Source organism: Priestia sp. FSL W8-0001 (genome assembly GCF_038050335.1).
GTDB lineage: Bacteria > Bacillota > Bacilli > Bacillales > Bacillaceae_H > Priestia > Priestia flexa.
This window is the reverse complement of sequence record NZ_JBBPAL010000001.1, coordinates 861,473-882,035: the sequence shown is the minus strand read 5'-3', so window position 1 is coordinate 882,035 and position 20,563 is coordinate 861,473. Positions and strand designations below refer to the sequence as shown.

General features: G+C 39.1%; 18 protein-coding genes and 1 riboswitch. All 18 genes read right to left on the bottom strand.

The genetic code is table 11. The features are described from left to right. Positions 1–12: 12 nt before the first annotated feature. Positions 13–558 (bottom strand): hypothetical protein, encoded by a 546-nt coding sequence (locus MKZ18_RS04635; protein ID WP_025909859.1) that lies wholly within the window; start codon positions 556–558, stop codon positions 13–15. A 318-nt stretch (positions 559–876) separates the two neighbouring features. Continuing rightward, on the bottom strand, positions 877–1,041 hold the full coding sequence (locus tag MKZ18_RS04630; RefSeq protein ID WP_153301192.1) for a hypothetical protein: 165 nt from the start codon (positions 1,039–1,041) through the stop codon (positions 877–879). Between the two features lie 90 nt (positions 1,042–1,131). Continuing rightward, on the bottom strand, positions 1,132–2,115 hold the full coding sequence (locus MKZ18_RS04625; protein WP_340842902.1) for a DMT family transporter: 984 nt from the start codon (positions 2,113–2,115) through the stop codon (positions 1,132–1,134). Between the two features lie 128 nt (positions 2,116–2,243). Further along, the gene (locus MKZ18_RS04620; RefSeq protein ID WP_025909861.1) at positions 2,244–2,891 is read right to left on the bottom strand and encodes a GntR family transcriptional regulator; all 648 of its coding nucleotides are present in this window, start codon (positions 2,889–2,891) and stop codon (positions 2,244–2,246) included. Positions 2,892–3,026: 135 nt separating this feature from the next. Next, the gene (locus tag MKZ18_RS04615; RefSeq protein ID WP_340842903.1) at positions 3,027–3,809 is read right to left on the bottom strand and encodes a PAS domain-containing protein; all 783 of its coding nucleotides are present in this window, start codon (positions 3,807–3,809) and stop codon (positions 3,027–3,029) included. Positions 3,810–4,073: 264 nt separating this feature from the next. Further along, positions 4,074–5,432, bottom strand: a complete 1,359-nt coding sequence (locus MKZ18_RS04610; RefSeq protein WP_144594447.1) for an IS1182 family transposase — start codon at positions 5,430–5,432, stop codon at positions 4,074–4,076. A gap of 119 nt (positions 5,433–5,551) precedes the next feature. Further along, the gene (locus MKZ18_RS04605) at positions 5,552–6,040 is read right to left on the bottom strand and encodes a QueT transporter family protein (protein WP_076512596.1); all 489 of its coding nucleotides are present in this window, start codon (positions 6,038–6,040) and stop codon (positions 5,552–5,554) included. Positions 6,041–6,048: 8 nt separating this feature from the next. Continuing rightward, positions 6,049–6,093, bottom strand: a riboswitch (PreQ1 riboswitch). Positions 6,094–6,505: 412 nt separating this feature from the next. Beyond that, positions 6,506–7,342, bottom strand: a complete 837-nt coding sequence (locus tag MKZ18_RS04600; RefSeq protein WP_251385875.1) for a formate/nitrite transporter family protein — start codon at positions 7,340–7,342, stop codon at positions 6,506–6,508. 55 nt (positions 7,343–7,397) lie between these two features. Continuing rightward, a complete protein-coding gene (gene cobA / locus MKZ18_RS04595; protein ID WP_061786468.1) occupies positions 7,398–8,168 on the bottom strand; it encodes a uroporphyrinogen-III C-methyltransferase in 771 nt (256 codons plus the stop codon). 64 nt (positions 8,169–8,232) lie between these two features. Then, entirely contained in the window at positions 8,233–8,559 is a 327-nt protein-coding gene (nirD, locus tag MKZ18_RS04590; RefSeq protein ID WP_061786467.1) for a nitrite reductase small subunit NirD, read from the bottom strand. A 23-nt stretch (positions 8,560–8,582) separates the two neighbouring features. Next, complete coding sequence (gene nirB, locus MKZ18_RS04585; RefSeq protein WP_340842904.1) at positions 8,583–10,997, bottom strand: nitrite reductase large subunit NirB; 2,415 nt, start codon at positions 10,995–10,997, stop codon at positions 8,583–8,585. 298 nt (positions 10,998–11,295) lie between these two features. After that, complete coding sequence (locus MKZ18_RS04580; RefSeq protein ID WP_138117330.1) at positions 11,296–12,231, bottom strand: metal ABC transporter substrate-binding protein; 936 nt, start codon at positions 12,229–12,231, stop codon at positions 11,296–11,298. Between the two features lie 2 nt (positions 12,232–12,233). After that, on the bottom strand, positions 12,234–13,115 hold the full coding sequence (locus tag MKZ18_RS04575) for a metal ABC transporter permease (protein ID WP_025909689.1): 882 nt from the start codon (positions 13,113–13,115) through the stop codon (positions 12,234–12,236). Then, entirely contained in the window at positions 13,112–13,861 is a 750-nt protein-coding gene (locus MKZ18_RS04570; RefSeq protein WP_340842905.1) for a metal ABC transporter ATP-binding protein, read from the bottom strand. The genes MKZ18_RS04575 and MKZ18_RS04570 overlap by 4 nt, the downstream gene beginning before the upstream one ends. 1,487 nt (positions 13,862–15,348) lie before the next feature. Further along, the gene (locus tag MKZ18_RS04565; RefSeq protein WP_340842906.1) at positions 15,349–16,494 is read right to left on the bottom strand and encodes a Ger(x)C family spore germination protein; all 1,146 of its coding nucleotides are present in this window, start codon (positions 16,492–16,494) and stop codon (positions 15,349–15,351) included. Between the two features lie 14 nt (positions 16,495–16,508). Continuing rightward, entirely contained in the window at positions 16,509–18,035 is a 1,527-nt protein-coding gene (locus MKZ18_RS04560) for a spore germination protein (RefSeq protein WP_341344604.1), read from the bottom strand. A 30-nt stretch (positions 18,036–18,065) separates the two neighbouring features. After that, the gene (locus tag MKZ18_RS04555; RefSeq protein ID WP_340842908.1) at positions 18,066–19,139 is read right to left on the bottom strand and encodes a GerAB/ArcD/ProY family transporter; all 1,074 of its coding nucleotides are present in this window, start codon (positions 19,137–19,139) and stop codon (positions 18,066–18,068) included. 812 nt (positions 19,140–19,951) lie between these two features. Next, a complete protein-coding gene (locus tag MKZ18_RS04550) occupies positions 19,952–20,527 on the bottom strand; it encodes a recombinase family protein (RefSeq protein WP_063477457.1) in 576 nt (191 codons plus the stop codon). Between the last annotated feature and the right edge of the window lie 36 nt (positions 20,528–20,563).

Below are 20,563 nucleotides of genomic sequence, written 5' to 3'. Positions count from 1 at the left end.
ATTTCTTTCTTACTATCCATGTTTATAGGTGCACACTCCTCCATAATAAATTAAAGTGCCTGCTAAACCAACAGCATTTGAGCCTACGGCAAACTTCACTAGTAATTTAGCCGCTTCCTTATAAGCTTTCTTTTCAAGATATGCCCATAACCCACCTTCAAGTGCAGCTGTGACCATCGCTACTCCGAAATGGTCTTTTATAGCTCCTATCATACATGATTTCCAAGCTTCGTTTGATGCCGTTACCATTAAATTCCCATTTCTAGATTTTGTGTTTTCAACTGGCTGAAGACCAACCGTTAACATCTCAATTTCATCACGGACTTCCTTTCCAAATTCATCTTCAATCTTTTCAAAGTCAAATGTTCTTAGTCCATTTTCTACGACCAAAGCTTCTTCCATCAAGAACTCAAGTTGAGCTGCTAATTCCTCCACTAGTTCTTCTTCCGCAGGAAATCCTTCAGATCCTTTTGCTTGCAAAGGAAAGCAGAAAGCAACAAAAAGTGCAAGTATCAATGTTGGGACACAAGTTAATCTTATTGCTTTGTTATTTATCATTCTCCCTAACTCTTTTTTGGTATTTTATTACACAAATTTAATATTAAAGCACATTTGAACCTGCTTCATTATGAAAATATAAAAAAGGAGAATCGATTCAAATTAATACAAGATAATGGATTGATTAGGTAATAAAAGTATTAGTCAAAAAATACTAAAAACTCTTCACATTAGCATTTAAAGGGCTTTCATATAATAAATAACTTTTTTCAAATATTCATGTAGTACAGATCTAAGCTTTCCCACCAAAATCAAAACCACAAGAAAAAACCGAGAAGCATTTACATCTTCTCGGCCTACTTTTACTGTAAGAGCTTCCTATATATAATACATGAGAGAATCGTCTTGCTCACTCTGCTTGTTCATATTTTGTGCATGTAACGACTGCGTAGATTGGACCTTATTAACGCGCTTCTGACGATTGGAAAACAGTAAACAAACGGAAAGAACGGAAGCTACTAAGCCTACAATTAAGGCACTCACCTGACATTCCTCCTTTATAGAATATATATATTCTATTTTACCACTAATGTACGTAAATGAAGCCTTTTTCTCCAAAATTTCCATCTACTTTTACAGAGTTGTTGCTTGCTTCATTTCTTCCTTCGTCTCTTTATTCCCTTTCCTACTCGATACGTAGCTATTTAGCGCCATACCAACAATAACAAGTACAATTCCAATGCACGAAACGTATGTAGGTAGCGGCATGCCAAGCAGAAGCATTTCGCCAAGTAGCGCAAACAATACTTCAAGCGACTGAGTAGCTTCGACTGCTCCGAGCTTTTTCATATCACCTTTGACCATATTGGTTGCTGCAAAGAATAAGACCGTCGCAATAACGCCTGAAAACAAAGCAACCCAGCCCGATTGAATGACCTGTGAGGTGCTAGGTGGCCCAGCGGTAATCAAACCATAAATCGCTAAGATAATCCAAAACGGTAAACTTGCAATTGTCATTCCGAGCACGCGCTGGTAAGCATCTAAGCGGTTGGATACAACCACCATCATCTTACGATTGCCAAGCGGATAAGCAAAAGAAGCAACTAAAATTGGCAATGTACAAAGCAGTACGCTCACAAGCGATAGTGTTGTTGCGTGTTCAATTTGCATAATGGCGACGCCAAGTAAAATAATGAGGGCCATCGCTAAGCTTTTAAAAGGTATTTTTCCTTTTACTTGAATAGGTCCCTTACTCGTTTGAATCGTTTCATAAAATAAAGGAGCTAGAAGCGAACCTGAGATAATCGTAATTTGCCACGTTCCCGCAATTAACCAGCTCGGACCGTAAGCACTCGCATAGCAAAGCGGCGCGTAGAATAACCCAAAGCCAATCGTGCTCCACATAACCCACTGCATTGGCGCTTTTTTCATTTCCGCAAACGTAGCGGAAAGTTTTTTCCTAGCGATGACGATGATCAACAATAGTGGAACCATAAAGAAAAAGCGTAAGGAAGCACTCCAAATCCAGCTTCCACCTTCAACTTCCATCATACGATTTAAAACAAATGTAAACGCAAAGAAAAACGCCGAGCACACGCCTAATATAATTGGCTTCAATTCCCTAACCCCCATATGTAACACATAATAATGTAAATAAATTGTAAAACCAATATATCGCATTTTGGTTATTTATTCAACGCTATTTTTAACTCATAAAAAAGAGCCCTCACGCTCGTGATGACTCTCTACGCTAATAGCTCTCCAAGGCTTAGCCAATTTTTCTCTACAAGATTCGCTGCTTGGAGCGGTTCCTGACTTTGACACACCTCAATAATTCCTTTGTGCTCGCTTACTGATTTGAATCCTTTCTCAGACGAAAACTTAGCTACTTCCAACCGGTAAATTTTTGACTCACTGCGCTCTAGTGCTAAGAGAATTTCAGGGTTATTCGCAGCTTCTAAAAACACGCGGTGAAAGGCTTGATCTGCTTCGATGGCGCCGATGATATCATGCTTTTCCACCGCACTCTGCAGCGCAGCATTATGATGAGCTAGCGCTTTAAAATCTTCTTCTGTCAGATGCGCAACGGCAAGCTTAGTTGCCAATGCATGAAGAACGGCAACTACGGTAAACGCGTGCTTGGCTTCTTCAGGGTTTAACGAAGATACTTTAGTAATGGAGCCTGGAATCGATTCAACAAGCCCTTCATCTTCCAAGCGTTTTAACGCTTCTCTTACCGGCGTTCTGCTGACGCTAAATTTTTCAGCTAGCTCCTTATCATTCAAGCGCTGGTCCGGTGGAAACTCTAACGTAATAATTCCTTGCTTTAAAGTTTGATAAATTTCTTCTCGCAATGATAAACGTTTAATGGGTTTAATCAATTCTCTTTTCATAAAACCAATATATCAAATGCTGGAAGTTTGTTCAATTCTGTACCTAGTCACCTTTTAAGTTAGGCTTATATGTATATATTACCATTTATAAACAAAAAAAATCCGCATTGTTTTACGGACTTTTTCGAGAACTTATTATGCATACCCAAGCGCTTTTAAAGCGGCTTTGACATGCGTATAGGTTTTTAAGACTGTAAAGTTTACTTGAAGGTCTCTCATTTTTTTCGCTATAGAAGGCATGATGCCTGTTATGATTACCTGCGTTCCGGTAATGGTAATTAAATCGTGCAGATTATACATGTAAGCTACTACATCTTCATCCATTTCCAATAAACCTGAAAAATCGATAATAAAATGATCATCTTTACTTTCATCAATGTATGTTGATACTTTGGATGCAATCATATGATATCGCTGTTCATTCAAAACACCAACAATCGGTAGAACAGAAACCCCGTCTTTCACTGGAACAATTGGCGTTGACATCTCCTGCATCCTTTCATAGTAATCATAAATCACTTCTTCTTGCTTCATTTTCCCCGTAATGTCCTTTTGAATCCCAATAAAATAAACCTCATCATCAATCCACATTGGATCAATAAATAAGTCGTTCCAAAAAGGTTGGCTTTCTTTTGTATAGTTTAAAATTTGTACATTGACCGACTTTTTTTCGCGGATAGCATCTCGAATTTTTCGTACCGTATCTCGGTCGGTATTTTCCCCTTGTAAAAAGCGGCAGTTCTGTCCTACGATTTCTTCTTTCCTGTATCCGGTCATATCCAGAAAACCTTGGTTCGCATAAACAATCGGATTATCGGGCAAAGCAGGGTTGGTTAAAATTAATCCAGCTCTTGTAAAGTCTAGGACTTTTTTAATAAATGCTAGTTCTTCTACCTTATGATCATCATTTGCAAGCAAGCTCTTCTCTCCTTCTCAAGTATAGTATAAAACATGACTTTTACTATGTATTAACGTACTTAACAACTTCTCTCTAATTCTGTCATATCTTGTGTCTTTTTTCTATAAATTAAAACCATTTAAATATGAAAAAAGCTTACATCTCTGTAAGCTTCAGTTTGTCGACAAAAGGGATTCGGAATGGTCTCATTCCGAACCCCTTTTTAGCTTTTTATGGGATTTGAAGCTATTTAATAAAAAGACAGACCTCTTCGAGTTCATCATTTAGGCCATTTTTGGACCTTGCCACGTCCAGTTGGCCATCTTCTTCAGGTTCATGGCAGCGAAAGTAAGCATCGCCTGCATCGACAATTTTTTAAGTCCCCTTAACGTTGTCCAACGCATGCCATGCTTTTCTTTTCCATCTGCGAATACACGCTCAATGGTTTCTTTACGTTTGGCATAAATCTCTTTCACCTCTGCGTGATAGCGAAGATGGTCTGCCTCTTCTACGTATTCCTGCCAAATATGACGCGTCACCACTTTCTGGTGGTCTTTACTCTCCGTACATCTGGCTAAAAATGGGCATGTCGCACAAATCTGTTTTGGCGATTTGTACTCCCGATATCCTTCTTTATTCGTTGTCGAGTAGGCCAAGATCTCACCTGCCGGGCAAAGATAACAGTCAAAGTATTCGTCATACACATAGTCATGTTTTCGGAAAAAACCTTTTTTCGTACGTGGTCGTGTGTATGGCAAGGCAGGGGTCATCCCCTGTTCCAATAAGTAACGGGTAATCGCAGGAGTTTTGTACGCGGCATCTGCGGCGACCGCTTCAGGCTTTCCGACTCTCTCGATGACCTTTCCGACCAATGGCTCTAAAATCTGACTATCATGTGTGTTGCCAGGTGTGACCATGGTGCCAAGCACAAAACCGTTACGATCCGCGGCTGCGTGAAAAGAATAGGCGAACTGCTTCGTCCGTTCATCCTTCACATAGTAACCACTCTCTGGATCGGTGGTGCTTTCTTTGATTTCTTTCTTCTCTTCCTTCTCAAACTTGTCCGGAGGAAATGGTTTTTTTCCGTGATCTTCCCGGTCCTGGTTAATCTCTTCTTGAAGGCGTTCCTGATACGCGCGTGTCTCTTTGCGAACGACTTTCTTTTCAAATTTGCGTTTGTTCGCACTCGCTTTAACATGGGTCGAATCCACGAAAACGTGCTCGGCACTGATTAGCTTTTTCTCGGCAGCTTCCTTTAAGATGCGATAGAAAATCTGTTCAAACAGATCGGTATCTTTAAAACGGCGTTCATAGTTTTTTCCGAACGTAGAGAAATGAGGCACTTTATCGTGGAAACCATACCCAAGGAACCAGCGATAGGCCATATTGGTTTCCACTTGTTCAATCGTTTGGCGCATGGACCGGATTCCAAACGTGTATTGAAGGAAGGTCAATTTAATTAAGATGACAGGATCAATACTGGGACGACCGATTTCTGAATACATGTCCTTCACCAAGTCATAGATGAACGAAAAATCAAGTGCTGCCTCTATTTTACGAACCAAGTGGCTGGCCGGTACCAATTGATTTAACGTAATCATTTCTAATTGATCTCGTTGAATGGGATTATGTTTCGAAAGCATGTCAATCACCTCAAGTTATGTAGTACTTCCATTGTAAAATAAAAAAGACTGTAGGCAAACTGGATTTCTTCCAGTTTGTCTACAGTCTGAAGCTTACATCTCTGTAAGCTTTTGTAGTATTAATCGATTAACTTTGTAAAGTTTACGCGCTTATGAATTGCCAGCATCACTGGAATTCCAACAAGCATCACTACAAATTCACCAATCGCAGTTGTTAACCATGTTAGTAAAAATGGAAAACCTAGTGCTAAATGAAGCTCAAACGCGATGATAAACATCGTAAACGTAAAGATCAGTGTATTGGTAACCATACGAGCAACCGTGCCCTTGGCAAACTTCATCGCAAAGATCATCAGTAATAAGGAAATTAAAGATTGTCCTACGCCAAATACCAAATCATACGCCACCATTGGTGAGAAGAATAAATTGGCTAAAAATACGCCTAGCACAATTCCATACAAATACTTCTTATTAAAAACAATCAAATGATTAAACATTTCCGCAATACGGAACTGAATATTTGTAAAGCCAAACGGCTGAATAAACATCGTTACCGCAATATACATTGCCGCAATAATACCGTTGACTGCAAGTGTTCTTACATTCATGCTGCATACTCTCCTTAGTTTTTTTACGTGGGATGGTTCCGAACCACGTCTTACGCAAATACTAAAGAATCATACAGCAGTAAATTATATTAGTCAAGTATCTCAACCCTCTTTCGGTTACTGATCAAAATTCAATCTAAAAAGAGTTTGGGACATAACAAAATGATGGCTTCTAAAAGACGAACACTAGCTGTTCCCATCTCTTTAATTTGTCTCAATACGTTCGTTCCATTGCGCTACGGCCACTCGCTTTCCGCGGGGAGGAACCTGAGCTTCCTCGCTGCGCTGCGGGATCTCAGTTTTCCCTCTCTTTCCCGCAGGAGTCGAGTGTCCTACGCTCCATTCCACCCTGTTTCCAACATTGTTTTCACAATCAACCAAAAAACCTGAACGATTAAAAGTTATGAACTCTCAATCGTTCAGGTATAGTAGAGGCTGAACTACTTATGTCTCAGTCTCTTTCTGTTACTTTGATAATGTTTCTTCTTTAACGATTTGTGGAATTTTCACTTCTTGAATACGCCCTTTTTCCATTTGCTTTTTATTGATAAACCAATATACGCTTCCTACAAATAAAGCGCCGCCTACAATATTCCCAAGCGTAACCGGGATCAGATTATGTAGCAGTCCAGCTAATGATATCGTTTCAGGGTGCGGATGAAGTAAAGCCAAACCAAGGAACGTCATGTTTGCAACGCTGTGTTCATAGCCAGATGCAACAAAGGCAAACAGCATCCAAAAAACTAACATAATTTTGGCCGCATCGCTTTTGGTTCTCAAAGCCGTCCAAATGGCTAAGCAGACGAGCCAATTACATAAAATCCCTCGAAAAAAAAGTTCGCTCATTGGCAGGTTCATTTTCTTTGCTGCGGTTGTCAGTAATAAATGTGTATCGCCTACTCCTTTAAACAAACCAGTTCCAACGATTAAGAGACACAATACGAACGCTCCCAATCCGTTTCCAACAAAGCACCACAGCCAATTTTTCAACGTATCTTTCCACGTAGTAGCACCTGATAATGTACTGATTGTATAAAACATATGATTGCCTGTAAACAACTCGGCTCCGGCAAACATAACAAGTAGTAACGCAATGGCAAACGATAAGCCCATAACTAGTGAGACTATTGGTAATGATGCTTCGGCTAACGGAGCACCAACTGAAAGAGCTAATACTACACCAATTCCGACATAAGCACCTGCAAGCATAGACAACAGTAAATAGCTCGGCAATTGTTTATTCACTTGATTTGTTTTTTGACGAGCTATGTCCGTCATAGACTCGATTGACGCTTTAAACACGCTTATCCCTCCCCTATTTCGTTAAAATTCTCTGATAAATTATATAATAAAAATATTACGCGTACACTTCTTGAAGTTTGGACTTTGAGAACCAGGAGAGAGTCGCTGATTGTTTTACCACTTCTCCGACCACAATCAGCGCTGGATTACTGACTTGTTCACTAGTGGCTATTTCTACAATCGTTCGCAGCGTACCAATTAAAACCCTTTGGTTAATAGAAGTACCTTCCTCAATCACCGCCACTGGTGTCTCTATGGACTTACCACCAGCTAAAAGCTGTTCACAAATATACGGTAAGTTTTTAACTCCCATATAAATAGCAAGCGTATCAACGCCTTGAGCTAGATGATGCCACCTAATATTTTCCGGAGTTCCAGTTAAACCGTGTCCGGTCACGATTGCAAATGAACGGCTTAACTCTCGATGGGTGACAGGGATTCCAGCATAAGCAGGAGCAGCAATCCCCGCTGTAATACCGGGGATGATTTCAAACTCAATGTGATGCTTAGCTAATACTTCAGCTTCTTCGCCTCCTCGCCCAAAAATGAAAGGATCTCCACCTTTTAGCCGTACAACTATCTTTCCTTGCTGGGCGTAATGTAATAATAAATCTTGAATGACTTTTTGAGGAACACAGTGATAACCAGGCGTCTTTCCGCAATACACAAGTTCTGCTCCCTCTTTTGCATAGTGTAAAAGATCAGGATTTACCAGCCGATCGTATAAAATAACATCTGCTATTTCTAAACACTTTCCTGCTTTAATGGTTAACAAATCTGGGTCGCCCGGTCCCGCTCCAACAAGATAGACTTTTCCTTGTCTCATTCTCCGCTTCACTCCTTCGGTATAACTATGATGGCATGTTTAATAGATGATTTACAACAGCTTATTAATCTTCTAACCACAGATATACAAGCTCTTCTTCAACAGATGTTCGGTATGCCTTTACTAAGCCAGTATCAGGTTCATGAACACGTCCGTTGTCCAAACAAATTTTCCAATCATGCATAGGGCAAAATACCGAATCACCGCTCACTATTCCTTCACTTAATACGCCACCTTTATGAGGACATCGGTTATCAACGGCCTGAATTTTACCGCTTGATAGCTTAAAGACAGCAATTTCTTTTTGATTCACTTTCACGGTTTTACCTAGGCTTTCTGGAAAATCATGAATTGACCCAAGCAACACTTTTGTTATGTTTTTGTTTACCATCTTTTTCCCCTCCATTTGTTTTGTTATGATGTTACAACTGTCTCAAACAATTCTTTTTTTGCTTGCTTGTTCTCAACGATTTCCTTCCATGGATCTCGATACGTAGATAAGGCTTCATCTATACGAAGGTTTAGTTTCTTTCTTTCCTCTACATTATCAAGAATAGCCTGAACGTTTTTAATACCGATTCGTTCAATCCAAGCTGAAGTACGCTCTAGATAATTTGCCGTTTCACGGTAATATTGTAGATAAGCTCCTGTAATTTCCATTAACTCTTCGTCTGTTTTCACCTTATATAGCAAATCGCCTCCTCGTAAATGAGTGCCTCCATTACCACCAACATAAATTTCCCAACCACCTTCTATTCCAATAAAGCCAATATCTTTAAAGCCTGATTCAGCACAGCTTCTTGGACAGGCCGATACAGCCATCTTTACTTTATGAGGAGTCCATAATCCTTCAAATTTCTTTTCCAGCGCAATCCCTACTCCCATCGAATCCTGCGTACCAAAGCGGCAAAATTGTTCTCCAACACACGTCTTCACCGTTCGAAGTGATTTTCCATAAGCATAACCAGAAGGCATATCTAGCTCTTCCCACACTAAAGGTAAATCTTCTTTCTTTACACCGAATAAGTCTAAACGCTGTCCTCCCGTTACTTTTACAAGCGGGATGTTGTATTTATCAACCACGTCAGCAATGCGTCGTAAATCATCTGCGTTCGTGACACCTCCGTACATTCGAGGAACAACAGAATACGTACCATCCTTTTGGATATTAGCATGCATACGTTCATTTACAAATCTAGATTCTCGTTCATCTACATAGCCAGTTGGATTCACCATACCCAAGTAGTAATTCAATGCTGGACGACACTTAGAACAACCTTCTTCGTTACTCCATCCAAGCACATTCATCACTTCACGCGTATGAGATAAGCCTTTTGCTCGAATTTCCTCTACCACCTCATCTCGAGAAAGAGATGTACATCCACATATCGCTTCCTTTTGAGCTGCTCCATCAAACTCACTTCCAAGCGTGTGCTGAAGCAATTCAGCAACAAGCGGCTTACACCCTCCGCACGAACGTGAAGCACTCGTACAGGCTTTAAGCTCATCCACTGATGTACAGCCTTGATTTTGAATAGCTTCTACAATCGTTCCTTTCGATACGCCATTACATCCACAAACAATATCATCCGCACTCATACTTGCTACCAGACTTCCGCTTCCTTGCCCGCTTATTGGTTGTAGAATTGAAATCTTCTCCACTTCCGATACGTCCTGTTGCTTTTGAATCATGGAAAACAAGCGGTTTCCATCACGGCTGTCACCAAATAAAACGGCCCCTACAATTTGATTTCCTTTTAAAACAATTTTTTTGTAAATACCATCTTGCTCATCGAATACCTTGATCGATTTCTTTTGTTCATCTTCTATAAAATCACCGGCTGAAAAAACATCTACGCCCGATACCTTTAACTGAGTGGATAGAACAGACCCTTGATAAGGACGTACATCTCCTCCACAGATCGTTTTAGCTAGTACTTTTCCTTGCTCGTAAAGAGGAGCTACCAACCCATAAACCATACCTTTATGCTCTGCGCATTCGCCTACGGCATAAATATTGGCACTACTCGTTTCCATATAATCATTTACCACAATTCCACGGTTGATATGAAGACCCGCTTTTTGAGCAAGTTCAGTATTCGGTCGAATGCCTGCTGCCATTACTACAAAATCTGTTTCCAATAGGTTTCCGTCTGAGAACTTTAACCCTTCTACGCGCTCATGACCCGTGATTTCTTGGGTTTGTTTCTCAAGCAAGAAACTCATCCCTTGCTGTTCTAACTCTTGTTGAAGCAACTTTCCAGCAGTCAAATCCAACTGACGCTCCATTAAATAAGAGGATAAATGAACAACCGTTACATCCATTCCTAAGTTTAAAAGTCCTCTCGCTGCTTCTAAACCTAATAATCCGCCTCCAATTACAGCTGCTTTTTTATACTGCTGAGATGCTTTTACCATTTGATTCGTATCGCTTATATCTCGAAACGTTGTAACGCCTTCTTTCTCTACTCCTGGAATTGGAAGAATAAATGGCAGAGAGCCCGTTGCTATGATCAACTTATCGTAAAATTCAATCCTTCCTTGATCCGTACGTATTTCTTGATTAATTGAGTCAATGCTTATAACCTTTTCTTCTATATAAAGAGTAATATCGTTCTCCTCATACCAGTTCCAGTCGTTTAGCGTAATGTCTTCTACGCTTGTATCCCCTTGTAATACTTTAGATAACAAGATGCGATTATAGTTTGGATGTGGCTCACTCCCAAATACAGTGATATCAAATATTTCAGGGGACAAACTAATAATCTCTTCAACTGCTCGAATTCCAGCCATCCCATTCCCAATTACGATTAACTTCTCTTTTCTCATACTTCATTTCTCTCCTTTGCCTTCATTATTTTCGACTAAAAGATGCATTTAAAATGAATGTTTGAGTCTAATTTAAATCAATTTTCCGAAAAGTTAAACAATTATGTTATATAATCTAACATATTTTATTAGTTTATTGAGTAAAAACCACCATCAACTTTTCAATTTTTTTACTAATAAACAAAAAATATCCAAACGATCGAAAGTGTTTAACTCGCGATAGTTTGGATATATCATTAGCTGAAATATTTATGACTCAGATTCTAGTATAGCGTTGAATTGTAAAAAAACAGCTCACTTATTCTTGTAATCCATTAATAATCGTTTCCGTATTCCACTTCATCATTTTTAAATACGTGTCTCCGTCTTCCCCTGGTTTCCCAAGCGAATCGGTAAAAATTGTGCCAGCAATCGGAACCTGCGTTTCTTTGGATACCGTTTCCATACTTCGTTTATCTACGCTTGTTTCGACAAATAAAGCTGGAATGTTATTTGTTTCAATTAAACTTACCACGTCTCGAATTTGATCGGGCGTACCTTGGCTTTCTGAATTAATTTCCCAAATATAACCTGTATTTATTCCGTATGCATTTCCAAAGTATTTAAAAGCTCCTTCGCTTGAGATTAAGAAACGCTTTTCTTCAGGAAGCTGTTGGATCTTATTTAATGTATCATCGTGTAGCTTTTGAAGTTCTGCTATATACTCTTTAGCATTTTTTTCATAAAATTCTTTGTTATCAGGATCCTCTTTAATAAGTGCTTTCTTTACATTTTCAGCGTATAGGATTCCATTTTCAATGTTCATCCACGCATGTGGATCAGGCTCTTTTTCTAATCCTTTTGTTTCTAGATAAATAGGTTTTACCCCTTCACTCACTCGATAAACAGGCGCGTTCTCACCTGATTTATCCGCTGTTTTCAATAATTTGTTAAACCAAGCTCCACCTTCTTCTAGATTTAACCCATTGTAAAATACAGCGTCTGCATCCGTCATCTTCATTACATCTTCTGGAAGCGGATCATATTCATGCGGGTTCTTTCCAATTGGAACCAAACTATGAATCTCAACTTTTTCTCCACCGATTTGATTAACAATATCATAGATAATGGAATAAGTCGTAACGACTTTCAATTTGTCACTGTTCGCTTCGCTTCCATTGGTGCCACTGGAACACGCAACTAGCGCAAAGACTAGTAGACTAATGACTGATAACAACCAAATTTTTAATTTCATCTTCATCCTCCAATCGACTTTGAGAGCTCAGCTCGATTTCTTTTTATTTTTATCATTCTCCAAAACAGCCCTTGTGAAGGTGAAAAGAAGAATGCTAACGCAAATAAGAATGTTGCCACAATAACAATACTTGCTCCTGAAGCAAGGTTATATGAGAAGCTAAAATATAGCCCTACTATAGAAGAAAGCGCTCCGATACCAGCTGCTAAATAAATCATGACCCATAACCGGTTCGTTAATAGGTAGGCCGTAGCCGCAGGCGTAATGAGCATGGCAACTACGAGAATAATTCCTACAGTTTGAAGAGAGGCAACTGTCACCATCGTCAAAAGAACCATGAGCCCGTAATGAATCCATTTGTTTGGCAAGCCGTAGCTTTGTGCCATAGTTGGATCAAACGTCGACACCAAAAGCTCTTTATAAAACACATACACCAAGCCCATAATAACGACACCGATAATGAGTGTAGTCCACATATCAGAAGAGCGTACAGAAAGCACATTTCCAAACAGGATGTGATAAAGATCAGAACTGCTTTTCATAAAGGTAATTAAAATAATCCCTATAGCAAATACGGACGTAAACATAATACCAATTGCCATATCATGTTTGATACGACTATTTTGACTAACAAAGCCAATTCCAATCGCAGTAATAACTCCCGTTAAAACTGCACCGATAAAATAATTCATTCCCATCATGTAGGAGATAGCAACGCCTGGAAGAACAGCGTGTGAAATTGCGTCTCCCATCAGTGCCATTCCTCTTAAGACAATAAAACAGCCAATCACTCCACAAATAACTCCTACCATAACGGACGTTAGCAACGCTTTTTGTAGAAAGCTATATTGCATCAACGCATTCATAAATTCTACAACCTTCATGATGAATGTACCTCCGTTGGATGATTAAAAAAGAGTTCTTGATTTACATAGGCTTTTACCATCACGGCTGGTTCGAGTACGCTATTTACTTCTCCATAATGAATCAATTCTTTATTCAATAATAATAATTTATCAAAATAGGATTCTGCTTTACTTAAATCGTGATGTACAACGACCGTTGTTTTTCCTTGTTGACGTAACTCTCGAAGAATAGTGATAATGGTTTCTTCACTCGTTACGTCTATTCCAACAAATGGTTCATCTAAAAAAAGGACCTCTGCTTTTTGAGCAAGCGCTCTTGCTAAGAATACGCGTTGCTGTTGACCACCTGACAGTTCGCCGATCTGACGGTGTTTAAATTCTTCCATTCCTACTTTGTGCAAACACTGTAACGCCCAACTCTTATGCTCTTTCTTGGGTCTTTTCATTATTCCCAAGGATGGATACGTTCCAATTAATACAACATCTAAAACGGTAATCGGAAAATCCCAATCAATCGTACTTCGCTGTGGAACGTAAGCAATTTGTTTCCTAGCACTTCGAATATTCTCTCCCAGGACTTCAATATATCCTTTATCATTTGGGATTAAATCCAAAATAGCTTTCATTAACGTTGATTTACCAGCTCCATTCGGACCAATAATTCCAATAAGCAGCCCTTTCTCAATCGTAAACGAAACGTCTTTAACCGCTTGATTACCTTGATACGATACAAACAAGTCTTTTACAACGATTGCGTCAGTCATTTTATATACTCTCCTTTTTCTTGGGTTCATTTAACTTTTTTGCACATAGGCAAAATTCAGGTAAAAAAATATAATACTCACGTATTACGAGTATATCAATAAATATTTTTCCTAAGGGAAACTTTTTTATATTAATCAAATTATATAGCCCATATGCAACTTTGTAAACATCCTCTTATTAAATTTAGTGGGAAAAGCACTAAACATAGAGGATTACGCTAAAATCCACATCGTACATGTTTTTTATTCGGCTTAAAAAAGTGAAATAAAACGATTTTATTGATATTTTATGAATGAGGGAATAAAATGATACCAAATATTTTACCAAAGGAAACTTTTTAGACAAAGGTAAATTATTTAATAAAGATCCCCATCAAAAGTAGAAAAAAGAATGAGAGGTAGCCTAGAACTACTTCTCATTCTTTTTATTGTTATTTCATTGGAAGCTCTTGCACAGAAGGTTGACCAACTTTATTTATCTAGACATAAAAAAGAGCCATTATGTTTCCAACAATGACTCTCATACTTTTTTATTTTCTAAAGACTATTATATAGCATCATTATGACTATCTAGCGAAATAGGAGGTCTCTTTAAAGGAACTTTCCAGTGCCACCAGTTGAAGATTCTAGCGATGATGATACACCCAAGGAAGATTCCGGTACAAGTTCAATGCTATCCGCTCATTAGCATTGCGGGTCCTGCCGACCGTGCAAATAATTCTAAAAGAGTACTTACAAATGTTAATCCGTTTACAACTTATTTTGTCGGTTATAGCTCTTCCTCTTATGTTATATAGTTTCATAACAAAGGATTATACTTTGCAGCCCTACGCGACGTTACTTTCCAGTTTAATCATGTTAATAATAGGACTGGTACAATTTCAAAATAAAAGTAAAGGTTTTTCTACATGTATGGTAATTACATGCTTAGATAAAAGGTGGATGACTTGCTCTTACACAATATAATATGATTTTATAATTTGTCCAGTGAAAAGATGGCAAAATAAAAAACTGTCTCCAGTAAAGAGGACAGTTTTTTATTTAAAGAGTTAAACGACATGATAAAAATGCAATTTGTAAAAAATAGTCTGACATTTAATATATCATATCTAACTAAAAAATCAATTATTTAGAGGGTAAAGCATATGTATAAAAGGTGCACTTTTTATACATTTGTTTGGGTTACGCCCTTGTATAAAACCCTTACGCGTCAAGGATGTATAAAAAGCTGCATAAATCAGAAACAAGGCCTCATCGAGAACCCTACTCCCATAAGGGTTCTTTTTTTTGTGTGTTCCGGAAAGAGTGATTATGTAAACTATCTTTGCATATGTTATACATAAATTTAGCGTTGTCTGTTTTATAAAGGGGTTCCGTCAGGAAAATGCGGATTTACAACGTTAAACTATTTTTTTGGAAACAAAAACCTTGCTTCCCCAACGCTAAGCAGAAGAAGCAAGGTGAGTTAATAATTTCACTTGCCAGAATCACGAGGTGGATTCACCATGTTCATGTAATTTATATCTTCCAGGGTAAACAATATTCACCTCAACCTTTACATGGCGCAGGGAATCTTGGTTTAAAACGAGTTGCTGTTTTCCTGTGGCAATGCTCTTCCATTGATGTGGATGTTTGCGATACAAAGATTCGCCCAAATTGTAAATATCTATACCCTCTTTAAAAGCAGTTTGATACGTTTTGCGGATTTGCTCCTCTATTTTTTCCTGAGCCATTTGTGTGAGTTCCTTTTCGGTAAGGTCCGTATGCAATTCATTGATCCCTGCCTTCACTTTTACTGAAATATCGAAATACGCCTTGTTCAATTTCACAATAGGAGTCACTTCATATTTGGGTTTTTCTGCGACAAGAACAGCCGCAAGCTTCTCTTCGGCAAACAAATCAAGAGGTACTCGGATCGTGTGAGTACTTAGCCAGGGCATTCCCGGCAAATCCTTAAGATCCATTCGTCCATAATAATTGTGTAGATCATATACATGTATGCCAGAATATCTAAGCAGCTCTTTTGGTTTATTACTTTCCTGCCATTGACCTTTGCGAAGCGATAATTCCGGTATATAACTGGTTCTGGCCTTTTCGTTTGAGTCCAGTACAAATTGTTGCAGGCGGACCGGAGCAAGGATTGAACGCTGTCTGAAATTTTGCTCGGGCTTGTGAAGAATGGATGCATTTGGCGATAATCTAAAAATTGGGGTTGCCTGCAAGATTTCTTCAAGAGGCTCTCTTGTGCTAAACAGCCAGGCCAAGTACCTTATTTCACGATAACGATTGATCAATTCCAGCACTTCTCCGACTTTGTTTTCCTTCATCAATCTCTCGCTGAACAAAATGGCAGAGATTTGTCCCAAGTTTAAGCGTTGTTGTGATGTACTGTACAAATCATTTACCGCCTCCGTAAACGAGGAACCTTCGCCTTTGCCCACCCAAACCGGGGGCTGCTCCGCTTTTTGCTGTCCCTCCAGCTTGGCCACTGTCGAGAAATCAAGCAATTGCACATATAAGGTGTATTGACCATCGACATAGTCTATTCCAACAGCCGTAGCATAGTTCATGTTTTGCACTTCATATCTGCTCCAGCAACCGGTAAGGGTGAGAAGAAGGAAAAGTGCAACCATACTTTTATATCTCCTCATTTATGCCTGTCCCCTTGCCTTGTAGAATCTCGTGTCTTCAACATGTCCGGTCGAGTGTTTCGCCATGGCCAAGGTAATCGAAACAAAGCGTTGGCCAAGTCTTTAAATGGAGGTGATATTGGGGCCAAGTAAGGCAAGCCGCATGAACGCAATGAGGCTAAATGGCTGAGCACAATAAATAATCCAAGAAAGAAGCCATAAATGCCAAGCATGGCAGACAGAATGAAAAGAAAAAAGCGTAAGATACTAATTGTTCCAGCCAATGATAGGCTCGATAAAGTTGAACCAAAGATTTGTGTAATTGCTCCGATGACAACAATACCAGGGGATAAGAATCCTGCACGAATGCCTGCATCCCCCAGGATAAGTCCTCCTACAACCGTTACCGTGCTGCCGACCGCAGAAGGGAGTCGGGTACCAGCTTCCCGCAGGATTTCTAAGAAGATAAGTGCAATAAACATTTCAGTTGCCACATCAAAAGGGATTCCCAACCGGTTAATCCCCAAAGTGGCAAGCAGATAATAGGGCAGCTGATCTTGATGATAGGAAAGAATGGCAACAAAAAATGCAGGAAGCAGTAGCGATACGGACAAACCAAGTAAACGAAGCGTTTGACCAAATGTAGCTGACAAAGCAGTAAAGTGGATATCTTCGGGTGCTTTCACAAGCAAAAATAAATTGGCAGGCGCAATCAACGCAGCTGGTGTACCATCCACAATCAACGCTACACGGCCATTTAGCATACAGTTCACGGTAAAGTCTGGTCTGCCTGTATACCCCATCAAAGGAAATAATGCTTTTGTCGGTTCCATTAATTCTTCTAGCTGAGTGGCGCTAAACGCTCCGTCAATGTGAAGATCATCTAATTTATTCTTTACATCTTGAACAATCTTAGGATCAACAATGTCACGCATGTATAGAATCGCAACGGTTGTTTTCGTGCGAACGCCTACTTTTTTCGTTTCATAAACCATACTGGTTGATTTGATTCGTTTCCGAATTAACGCCACATTGACTCCAAGTTCTTCCACAAATCCATCCTTTGGTCCACGTACCGAGACCTCAATACTGGATTCTTCCGGATTTCGCGCTGGTTTTTTTGAGATATCGAGGGAGAATAAGGAGCGTAGGGTCGGAATAAACAAAAGCAGTTTGCCTTCAAAAATATCCGTTTCGGCCGTTTGCTCCCACTCCTCAAGAGTAACGAACTCTAATTGTAGTTGGCTCGACTCGACTATTTCCTCCTGATGATGAAAACCATTGTTTTCATAAAATCGGGTCAAATGAGGAAGCACAGTTTCATGAATGAATGTTTTGTTGTCACTTAACCCCTCACAATAAAGCAATAGGATTCTCGATTGTTCATCATCAGGGTTTAATTTGTAAACATGGTGCTTAACATCTTGACACATTTTAAAGTGTTGGATGAGTGATTGTTCATTAAGTGGTTGCAAGACTGTTGCCTCTGTATTAGGCGATGGCCTCTTGCTTTCTGCCCCCTGATTTCCAAATAATCTTTTCATTCGTCGGAATAGTTTATTCATCCTAGCTAGTCACTCCTTTTGGCGAATTCTTGAGATGATCATTCGACCAACATACAGGATCAAGGTCCCTACTGTAAAGATACAAAATGAAGGAAAATAAAACCTTCCTAACAAGTCTAGAAAAGCCATGTCGCTCATCGGCAGCAAAATGGCAACAAGCATGGCCAATGCGCCAAATAACACAGGTAACCATCTGCGTTTTTGTAAATTCCACAATTCTCCCAAAAGATAGATAGAAAGGGACACACGAATGAATGTACCGGATAGCCACTGGTAAATCGAAAAAAAATCGACATGCTCCACATATTCTCCCAGTCTAACGCTTCTCCATTGAGCGTAAGCGGGGTATCTTTGGTTAGCCGCTTCATCAGGGCCAAATATCGCAATCGATCCCATCAATGGTCCTAACGTAATTCCTGTAAGGATGAAGCACATCAACATCAAGCTTTTAAATCCTGGTTTTTTTGTTAATTTGTGCTGAATCAGCAACATCAAGAAAGACAACTCCAGCAATCCCCCGGCAACGTAAGGAACACCTTTCCATAATGGAGCTGTCCCGTTTTCTAACAAAGGAAAAAGCAGGGTATAATCTTTAAACTGAAAATTGGCAATCGCCACAAGATGACCTAGAATAACAACAAATGGCAACAATATTCCGCTCACAATTGCAATTGTACGGAGTCCTTGAAAAGCAGCAAAGAAGCATGCAACAAGTGTGGTTCCCGCAAGAACTAGTATCGGTGTTTGCGGCAAGTAAGATGCGATTGTCCATGTTAGAGTATCTTTTAAGGAAATAAAGCCCATGAGCCATAATAACAAACTATAAATAATTACTAAGATTGCAGATAAAAACTTTCCAAAGTGCTGATCTAGCCACTTTTTAATGTGTTGATTGTTCATGTTTTGAATGATGTAGTTCAAGCAACCAATCCAAACAGGTGAAGCGACAAAAACAAGAAGCACTACGAGCCAGGCATCTCGCTTTGATGCTTCTAGTAGTAAAGGGATAATAATAACGTGGTTCATTAATCCAACCGAAAGCATAATAATCATGTATGACTGAATAGGAGTAATCTTAGGCAAAAGCTCACCTCAAATCCAACAATTGGAAATAGAAACATCTTGAACTATAATTCCCTCAACAACTTCGTTCTATTCATCTGATATTACAGCCGTAAACTAGCACATGATGAGTCCTGGCTTATATCGGCCGGACCAACTTAGAGCAAGAAAAAAATGCTAAGCCCGTCACGACAAAGGCTTAGCATATATTTTGTTCATCCAGCCTAGCTATCCATTTTGATAAAACTTTAACGTGCTCGCAGTCAAGCAACCGTTTTCCCAACGAAACTACACATTTTCAATAATAATCCTTTGTGCTGTTCTCAGGTTGCGTTGTACAGTTCTCAACACATTCTCTTCTTCTGCGTAAGCCCTACTTGCACACCGTCAACAATTACACGTTTAATAGCCATATTGCTTTTCAGATTAGTCGATTTTCTCTTCAAATTAAACGCGCGTGCTAAACCATTAACATGACCTTGAGCGACCGCTTGCCGCCAATTCGGGTCCCTTAGTTTTTGGGCATCTGCTGGTGCCTTTTCAGTCTCAAGTATGCTCTTGGGACAGCAATTGTTTTAATTAGACCATGACTTTATAAAAACAACCTTCGTTTGTGATTGACTAAGGTTGTTTTTTATAAAGTGTTCTCGGAAAATACAGCCTTGCTTTAAATCTGAGTTTAGCGTATATCTCCGTTAAAATGTACTCGGAACCCTTTGATGATCGTGCCTAGTTAGATAAACAAATATTGATACTTCCTTATAGAAATAGCCTGCTTGGTTAGGTACGTTGTTTCACAATCCCCGGAAATTTTTAATATAAGTAATGAATGCTTATTTTTTTCCTTCCGATAGCTTTCTATATAAAGAAGCTCTAGATACATTTGTAATTTCACAAATTTGATTTACAGTCATATTTCCTTCTTTATATAGCTTTACTGCATAATTCATTCCTGCGTGATTTTTATGATATTTCTTTAACCGTCCTTTAAACTTCCCTTCTTTCTTTGCGAGCTCAATTCCTTCACGCTGACGCATACGAATAAGGTCTCGCTCTAATTGGTTAACACCAGCCATTACCGTAATTAAGAATTGGCTATATGGATTATCTTCTGATAAATCTAGCCATGTATCCTTAAGTGATTTTAAGCTTGCCTTTTTATTTCGTATTAAATCAATCAATTCAAATAAATCTTGCGTACTTCGAGTGATCCGAGTTAAATCTGTAACATAAATAATGTCACCTTCCTGTAAATCCTCTAACATTTTTTGAAGTTGTTCACGATCTTTTGTGGCTCCTGAAATTTTTTCTTCATAAATAATATCCATTCCAATTTCGTTCAATTGCCGAAATTGTCTTGAAGGATTTTGGCTAGTCGAACTGACGCGTACATAACCGATTTTCCGCAAAATTTCACCTCATTTTTGAGACAAGTCTTATGAGAC

Bases quoted from the DNA above. Each gene is read 5' to 3' on its own strand.
- nirD (WP_061786467.1), bottom strand. From the start codon at position 8,559: ATGGTAAACAAAAACATAACAAAAGTGTTGCTTGGGTCAATTCATGAT.
- MKZ18_RS04635 (WP_025909859.1), bottom strand. From the start codon at position 558: ATGATAAATAACAAAGCAATAAGATTAACTTGTGTCCCAACATTGATA.
- MKZ18_RS04580 (WP_138117330.1), bottom strand. From the start codon at position 12,231: ATGAAATTAAAAATTTGGTTGTTATCAGTCATTAGTCTACTAGTCTTT.
- MKZ18_RS04620 (WP_025909861.1), bottom strand. From the start codon at position 2,891: ATGAAAAGAGAATTGATTAAACCCATTAAACGTTTATCATTGCGAGAA.
- cobA (WP_061786468.1), bottom strand. From the start codon at position 8,168: ATGAGACAAGGAAAAGTCTATCTTGTTGGAGCGGGACCGGGCGACCCA.
- nirB (WP_340842904.1), bottom strand. From the start codon at position 10,997: ATGAGAAAAGAGAAGTTAATCGTAATTGGGAATGGGATGGCTGGAATT.
- MKZ18_RS04575 (WP_025909689.1), bottom strand. From the start codon at position 13,115: ATGAAGGTTGTAGAATTTATGAATGCGTTGATGCAATATAGCTTTCTA.
- MKZ18_RS04610 (WP_144594447.1), bottom strand. From the start codon at position 5,432: ATGCTTTCGAAACATAATCCCATTCAACGAGATCAATTAGAAATGATT.
- MKZ18_RS04560 (WP_341344604.1), bottom strand. From the start codon at position 18,035: ATGAAAAGATTATTTGGAAATCAGGGGGCAGAAAGCAAGAGGCCATCG.
- MKZ18_RS04570 (WP_340842905.1), bottom strand. From the start codon at position 13,861: ATGACTGACGCAATCGTTGTAAAAGACTTGTTTGTATCGTATCAAGGT.
- MKZ18_RS04565 (WP_340842906.1), bottom strand. From the start codon at position 16,494: ATGGTTGCACTTTTCCTTCTTCTCACCCTTACCGGTTGCTGGAGCAGA.
- MKZ18_RS04605 (WP_076512596.1), bottom strand. From the start codon at position 6,040: ATGAATGTAAGAACACTTGCAGTCAACGGTATTATTGCGGCAATGTAT.